The sequence below is a fragment of the Pseudomonas sp. MHK4 genome (assembly GCF_054600775.1).
Genome location: NZ_BAAIAK010000002.1, coordinates 179,709 through 201,223 on the forward strand (window position 1 = coordinate 179,709; position 21,515 = coordinate 201,223).

The following is a 21,515-nucleotide window of genomic DNA, read 5'->3' on the forward strand; positions in this document are numbered from 1 at the left end:
GCTCCTACAACGGCAAATGCCGACTCAATAACGCCCGCAACGCTGCCGGTTTCACCGGCTTGGCCAGGTAGTCGAGCCCCGCCGCGTGCACCTGGGCCATCGTCTCGGGTCGTCCGTCGGCGCTGATCACCACGCCGGGCACCGGCTCGCCCAGTCGGGTGCGCAGCCAGGCCATCAACTCGGTGCCGGTTTCGCCATCGTCCAGGTGGTAATCCACCAGCGCCAGTTGCGGGCGCAAGCCATCGTCGAGCAGGGCCATGCACTCTTGGCGGTTACGCGCGGTCCAGACCTGGCACCCCCAGCGGGTGAGCAGGCTGTTCATGCCGATCAGAATGCTGTCTTCATTGTCGATGCACAGCACTTGGGCGCCGCTGGGCAACTTGCCATTGAGTTGCGCCGCCTTGGCCGGCAGCGCGGCCTGTGCGCGGGCCAGGGGCACGCTGACGCTGAACACGCTGCCGCGCCCCGGCCACGACCGCACCCGCAACTTGTGCCCCAGCACGCGACACAAGCCGTCGGCGATCGCCAGCCCCAGCCCAAGGCCTTTCTCGGCGCGGGTCTGATGGCTGTCGAGGCGTTTGAATTCTTCGAAGATCACTTGCTGCTTGTCCTCTGGAATGCCGGGCCCTCGGTCCCAGACTTCCAGGCACAATTCACCCTGGCGACGGCGCACGCCCAGCAGAATCGCCCCTTTGGCATAGCGGAAAGCGTTGGTCAGGAAGTTCTGCAGGATGCGTCGCAACAGCTTGATGTCGCTGTCGATGCGCAACGTGCTGCTCCTGACGCGAAACTCCAGCCCCTGGTCCTGCGCCAGCGCCTTGAACTCGGCGCCCAAGGTGGCGAACAACTCATTGACCGCGAACGGCTTGACATCCGGATTGATCTTGCCGTTTTCCAGGCGGGAAATATCCAGCAAATCGCTGATCAGGTCTTCGGCCGAACGCAGCGAGCTGTCCAGGTGCTGGACCAGTTTTTGCGCCTCGGTGGACAAGCCGTCGTCCTGGTGGGAGAGGGCGGCGGAGAACAGGCGCGCGGCGTTCAACGGTTGCATGAGGTCATGGCTGACCGCCGCGAGGAACCGGGTTTTCGACTGGTTCGCGGCCTCGGCGGTGCCCTTGGCCTCGGTCAGGGCCACATTGAGTTGCGAAAGCTCGTGGGTGCGCTCGGTAACGCGCTGCTCCAGGCCCTCGTTGGCCTCGGTCAGCGCCTGCTCGGCTTCGCGGAACGCGGTGATATCGGTGAAACTCATGACGAAGCCGCCACCGGGCATCGGGTTGCCGATCAACTCGATCACCCGGCCGTTGGGGAACAGGCGTTCGGAGGTGTGGGCACGGCCCTGGCGCATCCAGTGCAGGCGGCGGGCGACGTGCACTTCCGCTTCACCGGGGCCGCACAAACCGCGCTCGGCGTTGTAGCGGATGATGTCGGCAATCGGCCGGCCGACGCTGATCAGGCCGTCCGGGTAGTTGAACAGTTCCAGGTAGCGCCGGTTCCAGGCCACCAGCTTCAGTGACTGGTCGACCACGCTGATGCCCTGGGTGATGTTCTCGATCGCCCCTTGCAGCAGCGCGCGGTTGAACTGCAGGACTTCCGAGGCTTCGTCGGCGATGCGTACCACGTCCTCAAGCTGCATTTCCCGGCCTTCAATGGCGGCCTTTACCACGGCGCGAGTCGATGAAGCCCCCAGCACACCGGCGAGCAAGCGTTCTGTGTGAGCGATCCATTCACCGTCGGCATTCTGGTTTGGATTGAAGCCTTTGCCCTGGCGGTAGGCGAAGCGAATGAAGCTCTGCCGGGCGCGTTCTTCACCGACGAAGCGTGCGGCCAGTTGCAGCAGATCGTCGATCTGTACCGCGAGCATCGAGCGGGCGCTGGGCCGGGCGCTGATTTCCTGGCCGATGAAGCGGCCTGCCTGCCAGTGTTCCGACACGCGGGTGCGAGACAACACCGAGACCCAGGCGAACAGCGTGAAGTTACCGGCCAGGGACAGCACCACGCCCTGGGTCAGCGGGGTGATCGGCAGGTTCAGCGGGTTGCTGTGCAACCAGGCCAGGCCCGGGAAACTGCTCAGGGACAAGCCGAGGCTGTGGGCGGCGATCGGCAGGATCAGCGTGTAGAACCACAGGAACGTACCGGCGGCGAGGCCAGCGAACACGCCGCGGCGGTTGGCCTGTTTCCAGTACAGCGCGCCGAGCATCGCCGGTGCCAGTTGCGTCACGGCGGCGAAGGCGATCTGGCCGATGGTCGCCAGGCTGGCGGTCGATCCCAGCAGGCGATAACTGACGTAGGCCAGCAGCAGGATGACCACGATGCTGACCCGGCGCACCGACAGCATCCACTGGCGGAACACCTCGAACGGGCGCTCGGCGTTGTTGCGGCGCAGCAGCCAGGGCAGCAGCATGTCGTTGGAGACCATGGTCGACAGCGCCACGCTGGCCACGATCACCATGCCGGTGGCCGCCGATGCGCCGCCGATGAAAGCCAGTAGCGCCAGGGCAGGGTGAGCCTGGGCCAGCGGCAGGCTGATGACGAAGGAGTCCGGCAGCACCGAACTGGGCAGCATCATCTGGCCCGCCAGTGCGATCGGCACCACGAACAAGGCCGCCAGGGCCAGGTAGGCCGGGAACACCCATTTGGCCAGGCGCAGATCCTGCGGGTCGATGTTCTCGACCACGGTCACATGGAACTGCCGCGGCAGGCAGATGATCGCCATCATGGCCACGCCGGTCTGTACCACCATGGATGGCCAGTTGATCGTTTCCTTCCAGTATTCTTCCAGGCGCGGGGCGAGCATGGCCTGGTCGAACAGGTCGTCGAAGCCGTCGTACAGGCCGAAGGTCACGTAGGCGCCGACCGCGAGGAAAGCGAACAGCTTGACCAGCGACTCGAACGCAATCGCCAGCACCATGCCGCGGTGGTGTTCCGTGGCGTCGAGGTTGCGCGTGCCGAAGACAATGGTGAATAGCGCCAGGACCAGGGACACCACCAGCGCGGTGTCCTGCGCACGAACCCCCATGGCATCGGCGCCAGCACCGATCAGCAGGTTCACCCCGAGCACGATGCCCTTGAGCTGCAGCGCAATGTAGGGCAGCACGCCGACCAGGCAGATCAGTGCCACTACCACCGCCAGGGATTGCGATTTGCCATAGCGCGCGGCAATGAAGTCGGCAATCGAGGTGATGTTCTCCTGCTTGCTGATCATCACCATTTTCTGCAGGACCCACGGCGCGCCGATCAACAACAGGATCGGCCCGAGGTAGATTGGGAGAAAGGACCAGAGCTGTTCGGCGGCCTGACCCACCGCACCGAAGAATGTCCAGCTGGTGCAGTAGACCGCCAGCGACAGGCTGTACACCCAGGCTCGCACCCGCGGCGGCAAGGGCGCGCTGCGACGGTCACCGTAGAAGGCGATGGCGAACATGATGGCCATATAGGCCAGGGCGACGATAGCGATCAGCCCGCTGGACAGCGACATGGGAACTCCAGACAACCAAAGACACCCGGGCCTCCCGCCCGGACAGACAGTCTCGCACGATGGCCGGTGTTAGTCAGTGTCGACCAAGGTCGTGGAGTGGCGGGGTGTCGCAGGGATAAAGGCCTTGGATCTCGGGTGTCTGACCGGGCCTCTTCGCGAGCAAGCTCGCTCCTACAGGGGGCCGCGATCCCTTGTAGGAGCGAGCTTGCTCGCGAAGGCGGCTTTATTGACCCAACGCAATCTCGATCAACCGATGCAGCTCGTCACCCTCCAGCGGCGCCTCGGAAAACAGGATGCGAAACACGATAGGCGCCGCGACCATATTGATCAGCCGATCGACACCGGGCTTCGGCTCGTCCGGGTAGCGATCCAGAATCACCTGAAGTTGCCCACCAATGATGGTCGCGCAATAGCTCGGTTTCAGGCTCGCTTGCACATCGCGCAGCATGTTGCGCCCGGGAGCGGAACTCATCTCGTCCAGGTATTGATCTGCCCAGGCTCGCACATCGCCCGCCAGGCTGCCGGTATTCGCTGCCTCGGTTTCCGGCTGCAGGCGGGCCAGGGCGACGTCTGCCAGCAGCGCCGACAAATCGCCCCAGCGCCGATAGATGGTCGAGGGCGTGACGCCCGCGCGCGCGGCAATCTGCGGCACGGTGACGTTGGCGCGGTCCTGCTCTTCGAGCAGTTCGCGCACGGCGGTGTGGATCGATTCCTGGACCCGGGCGCTGCGGCCGCCGGGACGTAAAGTGGGCGCTGTCATCGCATGTTTCCTGTTTCGCGGAGCCCCAGGGCCATGCATCGGACCTTAACACAAAGAATTTGCTTTAAGCGCAAACCAGTAGCACACTCCGCAAAAGCAAAAAATTAGCTTTTGCGGAGTATTGCTCATGTCGCGTTCTCATTCAAACCGTGCAAGCCTGTGGTTCCTGGCCATCACCTTGCTCGGTTTCCTGGCGGCTTCCACGGCGCCAACGCCCTTGTATCACTTGTATCAGGAGCAGCTGCAGTTTTCCGCCGCCATGCTTACCCTGATTTTTGGTGTGTATGCCCTCAGCCTGCTGGCCGCGCTGCTTACGGTGGGTTCGCTCTCGGATTACCTGGGGCGCAAGCCGGTGATTTTCACGGCTGTCGTGCTCAACAGCGTGGCGATGCTGCTGTTCATTTACGCCGATAACGTCGCCTGGCTGATCGGTGCCCGGGTGCTGCAAGGTTTCGCCACCGGCATGGCGACAGCCGTGCTCAGCGCCACCTTGCTGGATGTCGATCGCCAGCACGGGCCGCTGATCAATAGCGTTGCGCCCTTGCTCGGCATGGCCATGGGCGGCATGGGTTGTGGCCTGCTGGCGGAGTTCGCGCCCGCGCCCCTGCGGTTGACCTACTGGCTGCTGCTCGCCTTGTTTGTGTTGCAGGCCGTGTATGTCTGGCGTTTGCCAGAGAGCGTATCGCCACAGCCCGGGGCATGGGCATCGTTGCGCCCGACACTGCATGTACCCGTGCAAGCGCGCTCGACCCTGTGGCGGGTGTTGCCGCTCAATGTGGCGACCTGGGCCCTCGGCGGTTTCTACGCATCACTGGCGCCGTCGCTGGTGCGTACGGCCACCGGTTCGACCTCGAACCTGATTGGCGGAGCAACGGTCGCGGCCTTGACCTTGACCGGTGCTTTGATGATTTTCACCTTGCGCAATCAATCCGCCGCCAAGGCGCTGCGCTTGGGCACAGGCTTGCTGCCAATCGGCATCATGCTGATCCTGCTGGGCGTACACAGTGCCAGTCTGCCCCTGTTTTTCCTTGGCACACTCGTCGCCGGTTGTGGCTTCGGTGCCGGATTCCTCGGTGCCGTGCGCAGTCTGGTGCCGCTGGCCTTGCCCCATGAGCGGGCCGGATTGATGTCGGCGTATTACGCGCTCAGTTACCTTGCGTTCTGCCTGCCGTCGTTCCTGGCCGGGAACCTGACCCATACCTTCGGCCTGGTGGCGACTGCCGATGGTTATGGTGCGGGGCTGATCATCCTGTCCGTCGGCGCCTTGCTGATGGCGCGGCGCCAAGGTGCGGCAATTGAGTGCTTATCTACAAAATAGATAACAGTTAGAGATATTACCCGTTATATCGATATTCGATCCGGATCTATGATGGACTCCACCTCACCAGAGGAAGAGGAGTTCGCCATGACATGCCCCAACACCATCAAGCCCGGTATCAAACCGTTCAGCCATTTGCAGCACCCGCGCGAGGTCATTCGCCAGTTCACCCCTAACTGGTTCGCCGCCACCATGGGCACCGGCGTGCTGGCCCTGGCCCTGGCGCAATTGCCCATCGCCAATCCCGTTCTGCACGCCGTTGCCGAAGGCCTCTGGCTGTTCAATATCGTTCTATTCCTGTTGTTTTCACTGCTGTACGCGGCGCGCTGGGCGCTGTTTTTCGATGAGGCGCGGCGGATTTTCGGTCACTCCACGGTCTCGATGTTTTTCGGCACGATTCCCATGGGCCTGGCGACCATCATCAACGGTTTCCTGGTGTTCGGCTTGCCGCGCTGGGGCGACGGCGTGATTGCCCTGGCCGAGACGCTGTGGTGGCTGGATGTGGCGATGTCGCTGGCGTGCGGGGTACTGATCCCCTACCTGATGTTCACCCGCCAGGAACACAGCATTGACCAGATGACGGCCGTCTGGCTATTGCCGGTAGTCGCGGCGGAAGTGGCGGCGGCCAGCGGAGGCCTGCTGGCGCCGCATCTGGTCGATGCCCACTCGCAACTGGTGATGCTGGTGACCAGCTACGTGCTCTGGGCATTTTCCCTGCCGGTGGCATTCAGCATCCTGACCATTCTGCTGCTGCGCATGGCGCTGCATAAGCTGCCCCACGAAAACATGGCTGCTTCGAGCTGGCTGGCGCTCGGGCCGATTGGTACTGGTGCCCTGGGCATGTTGCTGCTGGGCGCCGATGCGCCGGCAATCTTCGCCGCCAACGGTTTGCCTGGCGTCGGTGAAATTGCGGCGGGGCTGGGCCTGGTCGCCGGGATCACGTTATGGGGTTTTGGCCTGTGGTGGATGCTGATGGCCGTGCTGATCACCCTGCGTTATCTGCGCGCCGGCATTCCTTTCAATCTCGGCTGGTGGGGTTTCACCTTTCCATTGGGCGTCTATTCTCTGGCAACGTTGAAACTGGCCAGCACGCTGCACCTGACATTTTTCAGTGTTTTCGGTTGTGTGCTGGTGAGCCTGCTGATCGTGATGTGGCTGATCGTCGCCAGGCGTACGGTGCAGGGTGCCTGGCGCGGCGAGCTGTTTGTCTCGCCGTGCATTGCAGGATTGAAGAAATAACCGGCAAAGTTTAGGTAATGTGTGGCCTGGATCGACGTGCGACATTCCAATCACTGTATCCACGCCACTCGCTACCCACTCTCAAGCTTCAGGGACACATGGACGATGAGTCACCCTTCGCAATTCACCTTGCTGCGCACCCGGCGGTTCCTGCCGTTCTTCGTGACCCAGTCCCTCGGGGCGTTCAATGACAACATCTTCAAGCAGTCGTTGATCCTCGCCATCCTGTACAAGCTGTCGATCGAAGGCGACCGTTCGATCTGGGTCAACCTGTGTGCGTTGCTGTTCATCCTGCCGTTTTTCCTGTTCTCGGCGCTGGCCGGGCAGTTCGGCGAGAAGTTCGCCAAGGACGCGCTGATCCGCCTGATCAAGCTCGGGGAAATCGCCATCATGGCAGTGGGCGCGGCGGGTTTCCTGTTCGATCACCTGTCGTTGATGCTGGTGGCGCTGTTCGCCATGGGCACGCACTCGGCGCTGTTCGGGCCGGTGAAATACTCGATCCTGCCCCAGGCCTTGCATGAAGACGAACTGGTGGGTGGCAACGGCCTGGTGGAAATGGGCACCTTCCTGGCGATCCTGGCCGGGACCATCGGCGCCGGGATCATGATGTCGTCCAGTCATTACGCGCCGATCGTGTCCACTGCGATCATCGCCATCGCCGTACTCGGTTACCTGGCCAGCCGCGGTATCCCGCGGGCGGCCGCGGCCACGCCGCAGATGCGCCTTAACTGGAATATCTTCAGCCAGTCCTGGGCCACGCTGAAACTGGGCCTGGGGCAGACCCCGGCAGTGTCGCGTTCGATTGTCGGCAACTCATGGTTCTGGTTTGTCGGGGCGATTTACCTGACGCAGATCCCGGCCTATGCCAAGGAGTGGATGCACGGCGACGAAACCGTGGTGACCTTGATCCTGACGGTGTTCTCGGTGGGCATCGCCGTGGGTTCGATGCTTTGCGAAAAGCTTTCCGGGCGCAAAGTGGAAATCGGCCTGGTGCCGTTCGGCTCGTTCGGCCTGACTGTTTTCGGCTTGTTGCTGTGGTGGCATTCCGGTGGTATCCCGGACAGCATCGACGGCCATGGCTGGATCGAAATTCTCGGTTTTGGCCATACCTGGCTGGTGTTGCTCGACATTCTCGGCCTGGGCGTTTTCGGTGGTTTCTACATCGTGCCGCTGTACGCCCTGATCCAGTCACGCACCGCCGAGCACGAACGGGCCCGGGTGATTGCCGCCAACAACATTCTCAACGCGCTGTTCATGGTGGTGTCGGCGATTGTCTCGATCATCCTGCTGAGCATGGCCAAGCTGTCGATCCCGCAGTTGTTCCTGGTGGTGTCGTTGCTCAACATCGGCGTCAACGCCTACATCTTCAGGATCGTGCCCGAGTTCACCATGCGTTTCATGATCTGGTTGCTCAGCCATTCCATGTACCGCGTGGAGCATCGCAACCTCGACCTGATTCCCGATGAGGGGGCGGCGTTGCTGGTGTGCAATCACGTGTCGTTCGTCGATGCCTTGTTGATTGGCGGTGCGGTGCGTCGGCCGATCCGCTTCGTGATGTATTACAAGATCTATAACTTGCCGGTACTGAACTTCATCTTTCGCACCGCCGGGACGATTCCGATCGCGGGCCGTCAGGAAGACATCCAGATCTACGAAAAGGCCTTCAAGCGCATCGCCCAATATCTGAAGGACGGCGAGTTGGTGTGCATCTTTCCCGAGGGCAAATTGACCGCCGATGGCGAGATCAATGAGTTCAAGGGCGGGCTGACGCGCATCCTCGAGGAAACCCCGGTGCCGGTCATTCCCCTGGCATTGCAGGGCTTGTGGGGGAGCTTCTTCAGCCGCGATCCGGGCAAGGGGCTGTTTCGTCGGTTGTGGTCGCGAGTGACGTTGGTGGCGGGGCCTGTGGTGGCCGTTGAAGCGGCGCAGCCGGCCAGGCTGCAGGCCATGGTGGGTGAGCTGCGTGGCGCGGTGCGGTAGGTTGTGCCGGGATATCACCCCGCCATCGTCAAGCGATTACGCCCCTCGCGCTTGGCCACATACAATGCGCTGTCGGCCCTGCGCAGCAGGCTCTCCGCGGATTCTCCGGGCAGCAGGGTCGAGCAGCCAAGGCTGACGGTCAGCTCAACCGTGCAGCCATCGGCCGGATAATCCTCGGTCTGCGCTGCGCATCGCAGCCGTTCGCCGACCAGGGCCGCCGCTTCCCGGCTGGTGTTGGACAGCAGGATCAGGAACTCTTCGCCACCGTAGCGAAACACCATGTCGACGTTGCGCAATTGATTCTTGATCGAGGCGGCCACCGCCTTGAGCACGTCATCACCGGCGCCGTGGCCATGGGTGTCGTTGATCTGCTTGAAGTGATCGATGTCCAGCATCAATAGGGACAAGGGTTGCATATGCCGTCGCGCCAGTTCGATTTCCCGCTGCAGCGTCTGGTCCATGGCGATTCGATTGCCGGTGTCCGTCAGCGGGTCACGCAACGCGCTTTGGGTGGCGGCGCGGTACAGCAGGGTATTGCGCATCGGGTAGAGCAGCGCGGCCAGCAGGGACTCGAGGTTGGCCTGTTCTTGCTCGCTGAATCGCTGGTTTCGGCGAAAGACCAGTTCGCCCAGGTGCTCGCCTTCGTGGCTCAGGCTGTAGCTGATCGAGTGGTGGCCCCGCTGGCCGAATTCCAGGCGCAAGTCACTGCTCTTGTGCTGGTAACTCAAGGCATCAAGCGGTACCAGTCGCTGGATTTCTCGGTAGAACAGCCCGAGTATGCGTTGCGGCTCAAGGCTGGTTTGCAGTTGCAGGTTCAATTGCTGGCGCAATTGCGCAACGCTGACGGGCCTCTCCAGAATCGGGGGCTGCTGACCAAAACCCAGGCGTTGCAATTTGGCGCTGTCGAAGTCAATTGCGTTGGTCTGGGAAGGTGGTTTCATATGGCGTGCGCCCTTGAGCAGTAAGGCTGTCTTACAAGCTGGGTGCGAGCAGTGCTGGGCTGCGCGTCATACTGGTCCGTCAGTCCCGTAGGACATTTCGTACAAGCTTAATCTGCTTTATCGCAGATTAGTAATCTGCGATTTGGCATCGCCCCCTCTGCTTTTCCGCAGCTAGTCGGGGCAAATTCAGAGCGAAAGTCGTGCCATTTCCCTAATTTTTAGGAAATCCTTTCTAAATCAATAGGTTGATAAGCACTAAACTGGGCGAGAGAAAATCTGCGACGGTTGTTTGACTGAAAAGACACTGTTACGGCAACGCCGCGTCGGGAAGTCGACGCGGCACAAATGCGACGTACGGTATTACTGGGCGTTGAACGCCTGGCCGTTGATGCCGGTGCTGTCCGGCCCCATCAGGTAGAGGTAGACCGGCATGATCTCCTCGGGTGTCGGGTTGTTCAGCGGGTTTTCACCCGGATACGCCTGGGCGCGCATGCTGGTGCGGGTGGCCCCCGGGTTGATGCTGTTGGAGCGTACTGGTGCCACGTTGTCGACTTCGTCGGCCAGGGTTTGCATCAGGCCTTCGGTGGCGAATTTCGAGACGCCGTAAGCGCCCCAATACGCGCGACCCTTGCGGCCGACGCTGCTGGAGGTGAACACCACCGAGGCATCCTGGGACAGCTTGAGCAGTGGCAACAGGGTGCTGGTCAGCATGAACATGGCGTTGACGTTGACCTGCATGACGCGCATGAAGTTTTCGCCGGACAGCTGTTCGATCGGGGTGCGCGGGCCGATGATCGACGCATTGTGCAGCACGCCATCGAGGTGGCCGAATTCGCTCTCGATCATCGCGGCCAGCTCATCGTATTGATGGGGCAGGGCGGTTTCCAGGTTGAACGGGATTACGGCCGGTTGCGGATGGCCGGCGGCTTCGATCTCGTCGTAGACCTGGGTCAGGTTGGCTTCGGTCTTGCCCAGCAGCAGGACGGTGGCGCCATGGGCGGCGTAGGTTTTGGCAGCAGCGGCACCAATGCCACGGCCAGCGCCGGTCACCAGGATGACCCGGTCCTTGAGCAGATCGGGGCGGGCGGAATAATTAAACATAAAAACCTCTACCAATCAGAATACGCGGGCCTTGTAGGAGCCCGGCTTGCCGGCGATGGCGGCTTCAGATTGCCATCGCCGGCAAGCCGGGCTCCTACAAAAGCGGTTCAGCAGCCACAAAGGGCGCTATCGAGCACCTTGCGCAACTCCAGCGGATGATCGACCACCACGTCCGCGCCCCAATGCCGTGGGTTGTCGTCCGGGTGGATGTAGCCGAACGTCACGGCCGCCGTCCTGGTACCGGCATCGCGCCCCGATTCGATATCGCGCAGGTCATCGCCCACGAACAGCACGCTGGCCGGGTCGAGGTCGAGCATCTTGCAGGCGAGTATCAACGGCTCCGGGTCGGGCTTGCTGTTCTTCACATGATCCGGGCAGATCAGCAGCGCCGAGCGCTCGGCCAGCCCCAGCTGCTGCATGATCGGCTCGGCAAAACGCAGTGGCTTGTTGGTGACCACGCCCCAGATCAGCTTGGCCTTCTCGATGTCGGCCAGCAGTTCGCCCATGCCGTCGAACAGCTTGCTGTGGACCGCGCAGCCAACCAGGTAGCGCTCGAGGAACTCCAGGCGCAACTCCTCGAAACCCGGCGACTCCGGGTCCATGGCGAAAGTCACGGCGACCATCGCCTTGGCACCGCCGGAGATCTCGTCGCGGATGTGCTTGTCGTTGATTGGCGGCAAACCGCGGTCGGCACGCATCGCCTGGCAAATCGCAATGAAGTCCGGCGCGGTGTCGAGCAGGGTGCCGTCCATGTCGAAAAGAACTGCTCTGATACGCATCGGCTTACTCCTCGCGCAGGGTCTGGATCATGTAGTTGACGTCCACGTCGGACGCCAGTTTGTAATGCTTGGTCAACGGGTTGTACGTCAGGCCGATGATGTCCTTGACGGTCAGGCCAGCCATGCGGCTCCAGGCACCGAGCTCGGAAGGGCGGATGAATTTCTTGAAGTCGTGGGTGCCGCGCGGCAACAACTTCATGATGTATTCGGCACCGACGATGGCGAACAGGTACGCCTTCGGATTGCGGTTGATGGTGGAGAAGAACACCTGGCCGCCCGGCTTGACCATACGGAAGCACGCGCGGATCACCGAGGACGGATCCGGAACGTGTTCGAGCATTTCCAGGCAGGTGACCACGTCGAACTGCTCCGGCATTTCCTCGGCCAGGGCTTCGGCGGTGATCTGCCGGTACTCGACGTTCACGCCCGATTCCAGCTGATGCAGTTGTGCCACCGCCAGCGGCGCTTCACCCATGTCGATGCCAGTCACGGTCGCGCCGCGTTGGGCCATGGCTTCGCTGAGGATGCCGCCACCGCAACCGACGTCGAGGACTTTCTTGCCAGCCAGGTTGACGCGCTCGTCAATCCAGTTGACCCGCAGCGGGTTGATGTCGTGCAGCGGTTTGAATTCGCTCTCGCGGTCCCACCAGCGATGGGCCAGGGCTTCGAATTTGGCGATTTCGGCGTAGTCGACGTTGCTCATGGTTTAAGTCCTCTAAAACTTGAAAAATCCTGTAGCCCCGGGTTGAGTCCGGGGGGCTTACGATTCTTTGCGGCCGCTGATGCGCTGGCCCCAGGCCTTGGCGGTGGCGACGAGTTGCTGTTCGTCCATTCGCGTCAGGCGGCGGTCGTCGAGCAGTTGCCTGCCCGCGACCCATAGGTGTTTCACGCAATCGCGACCGGATGCATATATAAGCTGCGAAACCGGGTCGTAGACCGGCTGCTGGGCCAGGCCCGAGAGGTCGAACGCGACGATGTCGGCGGCCTTGCCGACTTCCAGCGAGCCCACCTCGGCTTCGATCCCCAGTGCGCGTGCACCGTTGAGGGTGGCCATGCGCAGGGCGCTGTGGGCGCCCAGTGCCGTGGCCGAGCCCGCGACGGCCTTGGCCAGCAGGGCGGCGGTGCGGGTTTCGCCCAGCAGGTCCAGGTCATTGTTGCTGGCGGCGCCGTCGGTGCCGATGGCCACGTTGACGCCGGCCTGCCACAAGCGCTCCACCGGGCAGAAACCGCTGGCCAGCTTCAGGTTTGACTCCGGGCAGTGAATGACATGGGTGTTGCTTTCTACCAGCATCGCCAGGTCTTCCTCGCTGATCTGGGTCATATGAACCGCCTGGAAGCGCGGCCCCAGCAAGCCCAGGCGCGCCAGGCGGGCCAGCGGGCGTTCGCCACGCTGTTCGAGCGCCTGCTGCACTTCGAAGGCGGTTTCATGCACATGCATGTGGATCGACGCGTCGAGCTCTTCGGCGATCACCCGGATTTTCTCCAGGTTTTCATCGCCCACGGTGTAGGGTGCATGGGGGCCGAAGGTGATTTTGATGCGCTCATGATGCTTGAGGTCGCCAAACAACTCGACGCCCTGGCGGATCGCCTCGTCCGCCGTGCTGGCGCCCGGGATCGGGAAGTCGAGGATCGGAATCGCGATTTGCCCGCGAATGCCGCTGTTATGGACACGCTCGCTGGCAACCTTCGGGAAGAAATACATGTCAGAGAAACAGGTGATGCCGCCCTTGAGTTGCTCGGCAATGGCCAGGTCCGTGCCGTCGCTGACGAAATCCTCGTCGACCCACTTGGCTTCGGCCGGCCAGATGTGGTTTTCCAGCCAGGTCATCAGCGGCAGATCGTCGGCCAGGCCGCGGAACAGGGTCATTGCCGCATGCCCATGGGCATTGACCAGGCCGGGGCTGAGCAGGATGTCCGGCAATTCGCGCACTTCGGTTGCGTTAAGCTGCAGGGCAGCGCTGCGTGGACCGATGAAGGCGATGCGCCCATCGCGGATGCCCAGGGCATGATCCTTGAGCACGACGCCAGCGGGTTCGACGGGTACCAGCCAGGTCGGCAGCAACAACAGATCGAGCGCAGGGGCAGTGTTGGGCATCGAGGATCGGTTCCAGGGCTTTTGTAAAGGATGGCGAAGTATACCCGAGCGTCTTCGCCGGGGGATCGCTATAATCGGCGGCTTTTGTTTCTGACTGCGGGGTGTTTGATGCGCGATCGACTGTTGGCTGCTGAGAAGGTGAAGGCCATCGATTGGCGTGATGGCACCCTGTACCTGCTGGACCAGCGTGTTCTACCGTTCGAGGAAACCTGGATCGCCTGCACCAGTGCGGCAGCAGTGGCCGAGGCCATACGCACGATGGTGGTGCGCGGCGCGCCCGCCATTGGCATCAGTTCCGCCTATGGTGTTGTACTGGCCGCGCGTGCCCGTTTTGCCGAGGGCGGCCACTGGCAGGCGGCGCTGGAGGAGGATTTTGCGCTGCTCGCCGATTCCCGTCCGACCGCGGTCAACCTGTTCTGGGCACTGGGTCGCATGCGCGAGCGTCTGGATCGCCTGAAAAAACACGCGGACCCGTTGGCTATGCTGGAAGCCGAAGCCTTGGCCATTCATGAAAGCGACCGCGAAGCCAACCTGACCATGGCGCAACTGGGTGTCGACCTGATCCGCAAACACCAGGGCAACGCCCAGGCGATCATGACCCACTGCAACACCGGCGCCCTGGCCACCGGTGGCTTTGGCACGGCGCTGGGGGTGATTCGCGGTGCCTTCATCGAGGGCATGGTCGAGCGCGTGTATGCCAGCGAAACCCGTCCATGGCTGCAAGGCTCGCGACTGACGGCCTGGGAGCTGGCCAACGAAGGCATTCCGGTGACCCTGCATGCCGACTCCGCCGCGGCGCACATCATGAAGATCAAGGGTGTCACCTGGGTCGTCGTCGGCGCGGACCGCATTACAGCCAATGGCGACGTGGCCAACAAGATCGGCACCTATCAAATGGCGGTCAATGCCATGCACCACGGCGTGCGCTTCATGGTGGTGGCGCCGAGCTCGACCATCGACATGAACCTGGCCAGTGGCGACGACATCGTGCTCGAGGAGCGGGACGGGCGTGAGTTGCTGGAGGTGGGCGGCCAGCGGCTCGGCGCCGATGTCGATGCGTTCAACCCGGTGTTCGATGTGACCCCGGCGGACCTGATCGATGCGATCGTCACCGAAAAAGGCATCGTCGAGCGCCCGGATACGGCGAAGATGACCCAGTTGATGTGCCGCAAGCGCCTGCATTGATTGCCGTGGTGTTCGAAAGGACGCCATCGCCAGCAGGCTGGCTCCCACAGGGTTTGTGATCGACACAGATCCCTGTAGGAGCGGGCTTGCCCGCGAAGAGGCCCTGAAAGCCAGTGAATTAGCCTGAATCAACCCCCAATTCAGCATTCAACTCGGCTCTAAGCCTCTCAGATCCCCTTCAAGCCTGTCATCGGTCAACTAACTATGCTCCATGCGCATCAGGGGGATAGGTGCGTGGCGGCTCTTGTGATAACATCCGGCGGTTTCCAAGGTTGTCCCGCGGGGCGACCTTTACTGCGCAGATCCATGGCATAACTCGTTGATTTGTCGTAAGTCGGTGCACGGCACTCAGCCTGCAGCGGCGAGCTTCGTTCGTCCCATATGGATGTGACGAAGTTTCACCAGAAAAAGGAATCAGGCTTCTCATGGGCGAACTGGCCAAAGAAATCCTCCCGGTCAATATCGAAGACGAGCTGAAGCAGTCCTATCTCGACTACGCGATGAGCGTAATTGTCGGGCGGGCACTGCCGGATGCGCGCGATGGCTTGAAGCCCGTGCACCGGCGCGTGCTGTTCGCGATGAGCGAGCTGGGCAACGACTTCAACAAGCCGTACAAGAAATCTGCCCGTGTTGTCGGTGACGTGATCGGTAAGTATCACCCGCACGGTGATACCGCGGTGTACGACACCATCGTTCGGATGGCGCAGCCATTCTCCCTGCGCTACCTGCTGGTAGACGGCCAGGGCAACTTCGGTTCGGTGGACGGCGACAACGCCGCGGCCATGCGATACACCGAAGTGCGCATGACCAAGCTGGCGCACGAGCTGCTGGCCGACCTGCATAAGGAAACCGTGGACTGGGTGCCGAACTACGACGGCACCGAAATGATCCCGGCGGTCATGCCGACCCGTATTCCCAACCTGCTGGTCAACGGCTCCAGCGGTATCGCCGTGGGCATGGCGACCAACATTCCGCCGCACAACCTCGGTGAAGTCATCGACGGTTGCCTGGCGCTCATCGACAATCCCGAGCTGACCGTCGACGAGCTGATGCAATACATCCCTGGTCCGGACTTCCCGACCGCCGCGATCATCAACGGTCGTGCCGGTATCATCGAAGCCTACCGCACCGGTCGCGGACGCATTTACATGCGCGCCCGCTCGATGATCGAAGACATCGACAAGGTCGGTGGTCGCCAGCAGATCGTCATCACCGAACTGCCTTACCAGCTGAACAAGGCCCGTCTGATCGAGAAGATCGCCGAGCTGGTAAAAGAGAAGAAACTCGAAGGCATCACCGAACTGCGCGACGAGTCCGACAAGGACGGTATGCGCGTCGTGATCGAGCTGCGTCGTGGCGAAGTGCCTGAGGTGATCCTCAATAACCTCTACGCCCAGACCCAGCTGCAGGCGGTATTCGGCATCAACATCGTCGCGCTGATCGACGGCCGTCCACGCATCCTGAACCTCAAGGACCTGCTGGAAGCCTTCGTCCGCCACCGTCGCGAAGTCGTTACCCGCCGTACCGTGTTCGAACTGCGCAAGGCGCGCGAACGTGGTCACATCCTGGAAGGTCAAGCGGTTGCCCTGTCGAACATCGACCCGGTCATCGCCCTGATCAAGGCTTCGCCAACCCCGTCGGAAGCCAAGGAAGCGCTGATCAGCACGCCTTGGGAATCGACTGCGGTGGTTGCGATGGTCGAACGTGCCGGCGCCGATTCGTGCCGTCCGGAAAACCTCGACCCGCAATACGGCCTGCGCGACGGCAAGTACTTCCTGTCGCCAGAGCAGGCCCAGGCCATCCTGGAACTGCGCCTGCACCGCCTGACCGGCCTGGAACACGAAAAACTGCTGGCCGAGTATCAAGAGATCCTCAACCAGATCGGCGAGCTGATCCGCATCCTCAACAGCGCCACGCGCCTGATGGAAGTGATCCGCGAAGAGCTGGAAGTGATCCGCGCCGAATACGGCGACGTGCGTCGCACCGAGATCCTCGATGCCCGTCTCGACCTGACCCTGGGCGACATGATCCCGGAAGAAGATCGCGTCGTGACCATCTCCCACGGTGGTTATGCCAAGACCCAGCCACTGGCTGCGTACCAGGCCCAGCGTCGTGGCGGTAAAGGCAAGTCGGCGACCGGCGTCAAGGATGAGGACTACATCGCTCACCTGCTGGTTGCCAATAGCCATACCACGCTGCTGCTGTTCTCCAGCAAGGGCAAGGTGTACTGGCTGAAAACCTACGAAATCCCTGAAGCATCCCGCGCGGCCCGTGGTCGTCCGCTGGTCAACCTGCTGCCACTGGATGACGGTGAATACATCACCACCATGCTGCCGGTCGAGGAATACACCGAAGGTCACTTCATCTTCATGGCCACCGCCAACGGCACCGTGAAGAAGACCCCGCTGGAATCCTTCAGCCGTCAACGCAGCGTCGGCCTGATCGCGTTGGAGCTGGACGAAGGCGATGTGCTGATTTCCGCGGCCATTACCGATGGCGAGCGCGAAGTCATGCTGTTCTCCGACGGCGGCAAGGTCACTCGCTTCAAGGAATCCGATGTTCGCGCCATGGGCCGTACCGCCCGCGGTGTGCGCGGCATGCGTCTGCCGGAAGGGCAGAAGCTGATTTCCATGCTGATCCCGGAAGAAGGCAGCCAGATCCTCACCGCTTCGGCGCGTGGCTACGGCAAGCGCACCGCGATCACCGAGTTCCCTGAGTACAAGCGTGGCGGCCAGGGCGTGATCGCCATGGTCAGCAACGATCGTAATGGCCGTCTGGTCGGCGCGGTCCAGGTGCTCGATGGCGAGGAGATCATGCTGATTTCCGACCAGGGTACCCTGGTGCGTACCCGTGTCGACGAAGTCTCCAGCCTGGGTCGTAACACCCAGGGCGTGACCCTGATCAAGCTGGCCAGCGATGAAACGCTGGTCGGCCTGGAGCGGGTCCAGGAGCCGTCGGAAGTCGAAGGTGAAGAGCTGGAAGGCGAAGAAGGTGCCGGGTTCGAAGGCAATGTCGTGATCGACGACATCGTCGAGGACCAGCAACTCGACGCCGCCGCTGACGAAGAACCACAGGAATAAGCGGGTAAACAGGGGGCGGATGAAAATTCGCCCCCTTGTTGTTTGTCCCTTTGAATAATTATGTCCCTTCTGTAGGAGCGAGCTCGCTCGCGATGGACGTTAACGATAACGCGGGAGGCCTGGCATCCCGCGGCGTCCTCGGGTTTTTCGCGAGCAGGCTCGCTCCTACAGGGTGTTGATTGATGTTGCGATTTATTGCGTGATACCACCAAATCAGAGCGAGATTGGATGTGAGCAAGAGAGCCTATAACTTCTGTGCCGGTCCTGCGGCGCTTCCCGAAGCTGTCCTGCAGCGCGCCCAGGGTGAACTCCTCGACTGGCACGGCAAGGGCCTGTCGGTCATGGAAATGAGCCATCGCAGCGATGAGTTCGTGTCCATCGCCACCAAGGCCGAGCAGGATCTGCGTGATCTGCTGAATATCCCCTCGAACTATAAGGTGCTGTTCCTGCAAGGTGGCGCCAGCCAGCAATTTGCCCAGATTCCCCTGAACCTGTTGCCGGAAAACGGCTGCGCGGACTATATCGACACCGGTATCTGGTCGCAGAAAGCCATCGAAGAAGCGTCGCGCTTTGGCCGCGTCAATGTTGCCGCCACCGCCAAGCCGTACGACTACTTCGCCATTCCCGGCCAGAACGAATGGAAGCTGTCGAAAGACGCGGCCTACGTTCACTACGCCCCGAACGAAACCATCGGCGGTCTGGAATTCCAGTGGATTCCCGAGACCGGTGACGTGCCATTGGTGGCCGACATGTCCTCGGACATCCTCTCGCGTCCTGTGGATGTCTCGCGCTTCGGCATGATCTACGCCGGCGCCCAGAAGAACATCGGCCCGAGCGGCATCGTGGTCAACATCGTGCGTGAAGACCTGCTGGGTCACGCCCGTTCCCAGTGCCCGACCATGCTCGACTACAAGGTCGCGGCCGACAACGGCTCGATGTACAACACTCCGCCGACCCTGGCCTGGTACCTGTCCGGCCTGGTGTTCGAGTGGCTCAAGGAGCAGGGCGGTGTCGAGGCCATCGGCAAGCTCAATGACGTCAAGCAGCGCACGCTGTACGACTTCATCGACGCCAGCGGCCTCTACAGCAACCCGATCAACAAGTCGGACCGCTCGTGGATGAACGTGCCGTTCCGCCTGGCAGACGACCGTCTGGACAAGCCGTTCCTGGCCGGTGCCGACGAGCGTGGCCTGCTGAACCTCAAGGGCCACCGCTCCGTGGGTGGCATGCGCGCCTCCATCTATAACGCCGTCGACATCAATGCGATCAACGCGCTGGTGGCGTACATGGCAGAGTTCGAGAAGGAACACGGCTAATGTCTGAGCAAGAACTCAAGGCACTGCGCCTGCGCATTGATGCCCTGGACGAAAAAGTCCTGGAGCTGATCAGTGAGCGCGCACGTTGCGCCCAGGAAGTTGCGCGAGTAAAGATGGCCTCGCTGGCCGAAGGCGAAGTGCCGGTGTTCTATCGTCCCGAGCGCGAAGCTCAGGTGCTCAAGCGAGTCATGGAGCGCAACCAGGGGCCGCTGGGCAACGAAGAGATGGCGCGGCTGTTCCGCGAAATCATGTCCTCGTGCCTGGCACTCGAGCAGCCGCTTAAAGTGGCGTACCTCGGCCCTGAAGGCACCTTCACCCAGGCGGCGGCCATGAAGCACTTCGGCCACGCCGTGATCAGCAAGCCGATGGCGGCCATCGACGAAGTGTTCCGCGAAGTGGCGGCCGGTGCAGTGAACTTTGGCGTGGTCCCGGTGGAAAACTCCACCGAAGGCGCGGTCAACCACACCCTCGACAGCTTCCTTGAGCACGACATGGTGATCTGCGGTGAAGTCGAGCTGCGGATTCACCATCACCTGTTGGTTGGCGAAAACACCAAGACCGACAGCATCAGCCGCATCTACTCCCATGCCCAGTCCCTGGCCCAGTGCCGCAAGTGGCTGGACGCCCATTACCCGAATGTCGAGCGCGTGGCGGTTTCCAGCAACGCCGAAGCGGCCAAGCGGGTCAAGGGTGAGTGGAACTCGGCAGCGATTGCCGGTGACATGGCGGCCGGCCTCTACGGGCTGACCCGTCTGGCCGAGAAGATCGAGGACCGTCCGGACAACTCCACGCGCTTCCTCATGATCGGTAACCAGGAAGTGCCGCCGACCGGCGACGACAAGACGTCGATCATCGTCTCGATGAGCAACAAGCCGGGCGCGCTGCACGAATTGCTGGTGCCGTTCCATGACAACGGCATCGACCTGACGCGAATCGAGACTCGTCCCTCGCGCAGCGGCAAATGGACCTACGTGTTCTTCATCGACTTTGTCGGCCACCACCGCGATCCGCTGGTAAAAGGTGTGCTGGAAAAGATCAGTCAGGAAGCAGTGGCACTCAAAGTGCTGGGTTCCTACCCGAAAGCAGTTCTCTAAGGGGCGGTAGCAAATGAGTGGCAATTTCCTCGCTCTGGCACAGCCGGGCGTGCAACAACTTTCGCCATACGTTCCGGGCAAGCCCGTGGACGAACTGGCGCGTGAGCTGGATCTCGATCCGGCCAGCATCGTCAAGCTGGCAAGCAATGAAAACCCGATGGGCCCCAGCCCCAAGGCCCTGGCCGCCATCCGTGATGCGCTGGCCGAACTGACCCGTTATCCGGACGGTAACGGCTTTGCGCTCAAGACCTTGCTGGCCGAGCAGTGCCGTGTCGAACTGAGCCAGGTGACGTTGGGCAATGGTTCCAACGACATCCTGGAGCTGGTCGCCCGCGCGTACCTGGCGCCGGGCCTCAACGCGGTGTTCAGCGAGCATGCGTTTGCGGTCTACCCGATCGTGACCCAGGCCGTCGGCGCCCAGGCCAAAGTGATCCCGGCCAAGGACTGGGGGCATGACCTGCCTGCGATGCTCGCGGCCATCGACGCCAATACTCGTGTGGTCTTCATCGCCAACCCGAACAACCCGACCGGGACCTGGTTCGATACCGAGGCGCTGGACGAATTCCTCCAGGACGTGCCGGAGCACGTGCTGGTGGTGCTGGACGAGGCCTACATCGAATACGCCGAAGGCAGCGACCTGCCGGACGGCCTGGACTTCCTCGCGGCTTACCCGAACCTGCTGGTTTCGCGCACGTTCTCCAAGGCCTACGGCCTGGCGGCGTTGCGCGTCGGCTATGGCTTGTCCACCGCCGTGGTGGCCGATGTGCTGAACCGCGTGCGCCAGCCGTTCAACGTCAACAGCCTGGCCTTGGCCGCTGCTTGCGCTGCGCTGCAGGACGCCGAATACCTGGCTGAAAGCCGTCGTTTGAATGAGTCCGGCATGCAGCAACTGGAAGCGGGTTTCCGTGATCTGGGACTGGCCTGGATTCCATCCAAAGGCAACTTCATTTGCGTTGACCTCGCTCAGGTGGCGGCCCCGGTCTTCCAGGGACTGCTGCGCGAAGGCGTGATCGTGCGTCCGGTGGCCAACTACGGCATGCCGAACCACCTGCGCATCACCATTGGCCTGCCGGCGGAAAACAGCCGCTTCCTCGAGGCGCTGGCCAAGGTCCTGGCCCGTGGTTGATGTCACTGCATTGCAATCTGCTGAGC

Annotated in this window: 15 protein-coding genes; 8 read left to right on the plus strand and 7 right to left on the minus strand. The window is 62.0% G+C overall.

The features are described 5' to 3' along the window. Positions 1-4: 4 nt before the first annotated feature. Both ACYP2Q_RS05800 and ACYP2Q_RS05805 read right to left on the minus strand, forming a co-directional pair. Positions 5-3,475, minus strand: coding sequence for a hybrid sensor histidine kinase/response regulator (locus ACYP2Q_RS05800; protein WP_459729635.1), 3,471 nt, complete (start codon positions 3,473-3,475; stop codon positions 5-7). A 223-nt stretch (positions 3,476-3,698) separates the two neighbouring features. Continuing rightward, the gene (locus ACYP2Q_RS05805; protein ID WP_459729636.1) at positions 3,699-4,235 is read right to left on the minus strand and encodes a TetR/AcrR family transcriptional regulator; all 537 of its coding nucleotides are present in this window, start codon (positions 4,233-4,235) and stop codon (positions 3,699-3,701) included. 127 nt (positions 4,236-4,362) lie between these two features. Here ACYP2Q_RS05805 and ACYP2Q_RS05810 point away from each other — a divergent pair, with 127 nt between their 5' ends. The 3 genes from ACYP2Q_RS05810 (at position 4,363) to ACYP2Q_RS05820 (ending at position 8,772) form a co-directional block, all read left to right on the plus strand. Further along, the gene (locus tag ACYP2Q_RS05810; protein WP_459729637.1) at positions 4,363-5,553 is read left to right on the plus strand and encodes an MFS transporter; all 1,191 of its coding nucleotides are present in this window, start codon (positions 4,363-4,365) and stop codon (positions 5,551-5,553) included. A gap of 87 nt (positions 5,554-5,640) precedes the next feature. Then, positions 5,641-6,792, plus strand: a complete 1,152-nt coding sequence (locus ACYP2Q_RS05815) for a TDT family transporter (RefSeq protein WP_459729638.1) — start codon at positions 5,641-5,643, stop codon at positions 6,790-6,792. Between the two features lie 105 nt (positions 6,793-6,897). Further along, on the plus strand, positions 6,898-8,772 hold the full coding sequence (locus ACYP2Q_RS05820) for an MFS transporter (protein WP_459729639.1): 1,875 nt from the start codon (positions 6,898-6,900) through the stop codon (positions 8,770-8,772). A gap of 14 nt (positions 8,773-8,786) precedes the next feature. On the opposite strand, the gene ACYP2Q_RS05825 is transcribed toward ACYP2Q_RS05820, so the two are convergent. The 5 genes from ACYP2Q_RS05825 to ACYP2Q_RS05845 form a co-directional block, all read right to left on the minus strand. Further along, positions 8,787-9,713, minus strand: coding sequence for a GGDEF domain-containing protein (locus tag ACYP2Q_RS05825; protein WP_459729640.1), 927 nt, complete (start codon positions 9,711-9,713; stop codon positions 8,787-8,789). 360 nt (positions 9,714-10,073) lie between these two features. Next, positions 10,074-10,814 (minus strand): YciK family oxidoreductase, encoded by a 741-nt coding sequence (locus tag ACYP2Q_RS05830; protein ID WP_459729641.1) that lies wholly within the window; start codon positions 10,812-10,814, stop codon positions 10,074-10,076. A gap of 107 nt (positions 10,815-10,921) precedes the next feature. Then, positions 10,922-11,593: an N-acetylmuramic acid 6-phosphate phosphatase MupP gene (mupP, locus tag ACYP2Q_RS05835; protein ID WP_459729642.1), complete on the minus strand. Its 672-nt coding sequence runs from the start codon at positions 11,591-11,593 to the stop codon at positions 10,922-10,924. A gap of 4 nt (positions 11,594-11,597) precedes the next feature. Then, complete coding sequence (gene ubiG, locus ACYP2Q_RS05840; protein WP_008065228.1) at positions 11,598-12,296, minus strand: bifunctional 2-polyprenyl-6-hydroxyphenol methylase/3-demethylubiquinol 3-O-methyltransferase UbiG; 699 nt, start codon at positions 12,294-12,296, stop codon at positions 11,598-11,600. A gap of 57 nt (positions 12,297-12,353) precedes the next feature. After that, on the minus strand, positions 12,354-13,688 hold the full coding sequence (locus tag ACYP2Q_RS05845; protein ID WP_459729643.1) for a TRZ/ATZ family hydrolase: 1,335 nt from the start codon (positions 13,686-13,688) through the stop codon (positions 12,354-12,356). Between the two features lie 108 nt (positions 13,689-13,796). On the opposite strand from ACYP2Q_RS05845, the gene mtnA reads away from it, so the two are divergent. The 5 genes from mtnA to hisC all read left to right on the plus strand — a co-directional run bounded on the left by mtnA (position 13,797) and on the right by hisC (position 21,489). Beyond that, positions 13,797-14,873, plus strand: coding sequence for an S-methyl-5-thioribose-1-phosphate isomerase (gene mtnA, locus ACYP2Q_RS05850; protein WP_459729644.1), 1,077 nt, complete (start codon positions 13,797-13,799; stop codon positions 14,871-14,873). A gap of 425 nt (positions 14,874-15,298) precedes the next feature. Further along, on the plus strand, positions 15,299-17,953 hold the full coding sequence (gyrA, locus tag ACYP2Q_RS05855; RefSeq protein ID WP_459729645.1) for a DNA gyrase subunit A: 2,655 nt from the start codon (positions 15,299-15,301) through the stop codon (positions 17,951-17,953). A gap of 230 nt (positions 17,954-18,183) precedes the next feature. Then, on the plus strand, positions 18,184-19,269 hold the full coding sequence (gene serC / locus ACYP2Q_RS05860) for a 3-phosphoserine/phosphohydroxythreonine transaminase (RefSeq protein WP_459729646.1): 1,086 nt from the start codon (positions 18,184-18,186) through the stop codon (positions 19,267-19,269). Continuing rightward, entirely contained in the window at positions 19,269-20,363 is a 1,095-nt protein-coding gene (gene pheA / locus ACYP2Q_RS05865; RefSeq protein ID WP_007939916.1) for a prephenate dehydratase, read from the plus strand. The genes serC and pheA overlap by 1 nt, the downstream gene beginning before the upstream one ends. Before the next feature lie 13 nt (positions 20,364-20,376). Continuing rightward, a complete protein-coding gene (hisC, locus tag ACYP2Q_RS05870; RefSeq protein ID WP_459729647.1) occupies positions 20,377-21,489 on the plus strand; it encodes a histidinol-phosphate transaminase in 1,113 nt (370 codons plus the stop codon). Positions 21,490-21,515: the final 26 nt, after the last annotated feature.

Bases quoted from the DNA above. Each gene is read 5' to 3' on its own strand.
- ACYP2Q_RS05800 (WP_459729635.1), bottom strand. From the start codon at position 3,475: ATGTCGCTGTCCAGCGGGCTGATCGCTATCGTCGCCCTGGCCTATATG.
- ACYP2Q_RS05805 (WP_459729636.1), bottom strand. From the start codon at position 4,235: ATGACAGCGCCCACTTTACGTCCCGGCGGCCGCAGCGCCCGGGTCCAG.
- ACYP2Q_RS05810 (WP_459729637.1), top strand. From the start codon at position 4,363: ATGTCGCGTTCTCATTCAAACCGTGCAAGCCTGTGGTTCCTGGCCATC.
- ACYP2Q_RS05815 (WP_459729638.1), top strand. From the start codon at position 5,641: ATGACATGCCCCAACACCATCAAGCCCGGTATCAAACCGTTCAGCCAT.
- ACYP2Q_RS05820 (WP_459729639.1), top strand. From the start codon at position 6,898: ATGAGTCACCCTTCGCAATTCACCTTGCTGCGCACCCGGCGGTTCCTG.
- ACYP2Q_RS05825 (WP_459729640.1), bottom strand. From the start codon at position 9,713: ATGAAACCACCTTCCCAGACCAACGCAATTGACTTCGACAGCGCCAAA.
- ACYP2Q_RS05830 (WP_459729641.1), bottom strand. From the start codon at position 10,814: ATGTTTAATTATTCCGCCCGCCCCGATCTGCTCAAGGACCGGGTCATC.
- mupP (WP_459729642.1), bottom strand. From the start codon at position 11,593: ATGCGTATCAGAGCAGTTCTTTTCGACATGGACGGCACCCTGCTCGAC.
- ubiG (WP_008065228.1), bottom strand. From the start codon at position 12,296: ATGAGCAACGTCGACTACGCCGAAATCGCCAAATTCGAAGCCCTGGCC.
- ACYP2Q_RS05845 (WP_459729643.1), bottom strand. From the start codon at position 13,688: ATGCCCAACACTGCCCCTGCGCTCGATCTGTTGTTGCTGCCGACCTGG.
- mtnA (WP_459729644.1), top strand. From the start codon at position 13,797: ATGCGCGATCGACTGTTGGCTGCTGAGAAGGTGAAGGCCATCGATTGG.
- gyrA (WP_459729645.1), top strand. From the start codon at position 15,299: ATGGGCGAACTGGCCAAAGAAATCCTCCCGGTCAATATCGAAGACGAG.
- pheA (WP_007939916.1), top strand. From the start codon at position 19,269: ATGTCTGAGCAAGAACTCAAGGCACTGCGCCTGCGCATTGATGCCCTG.
- hisC (WP_459729647.1), top strand. From the start codon at position 20,377: ATGAGTGGCAATTTCCTCGCTCTGGCACAGCCGGGCGTGCAACAACTT.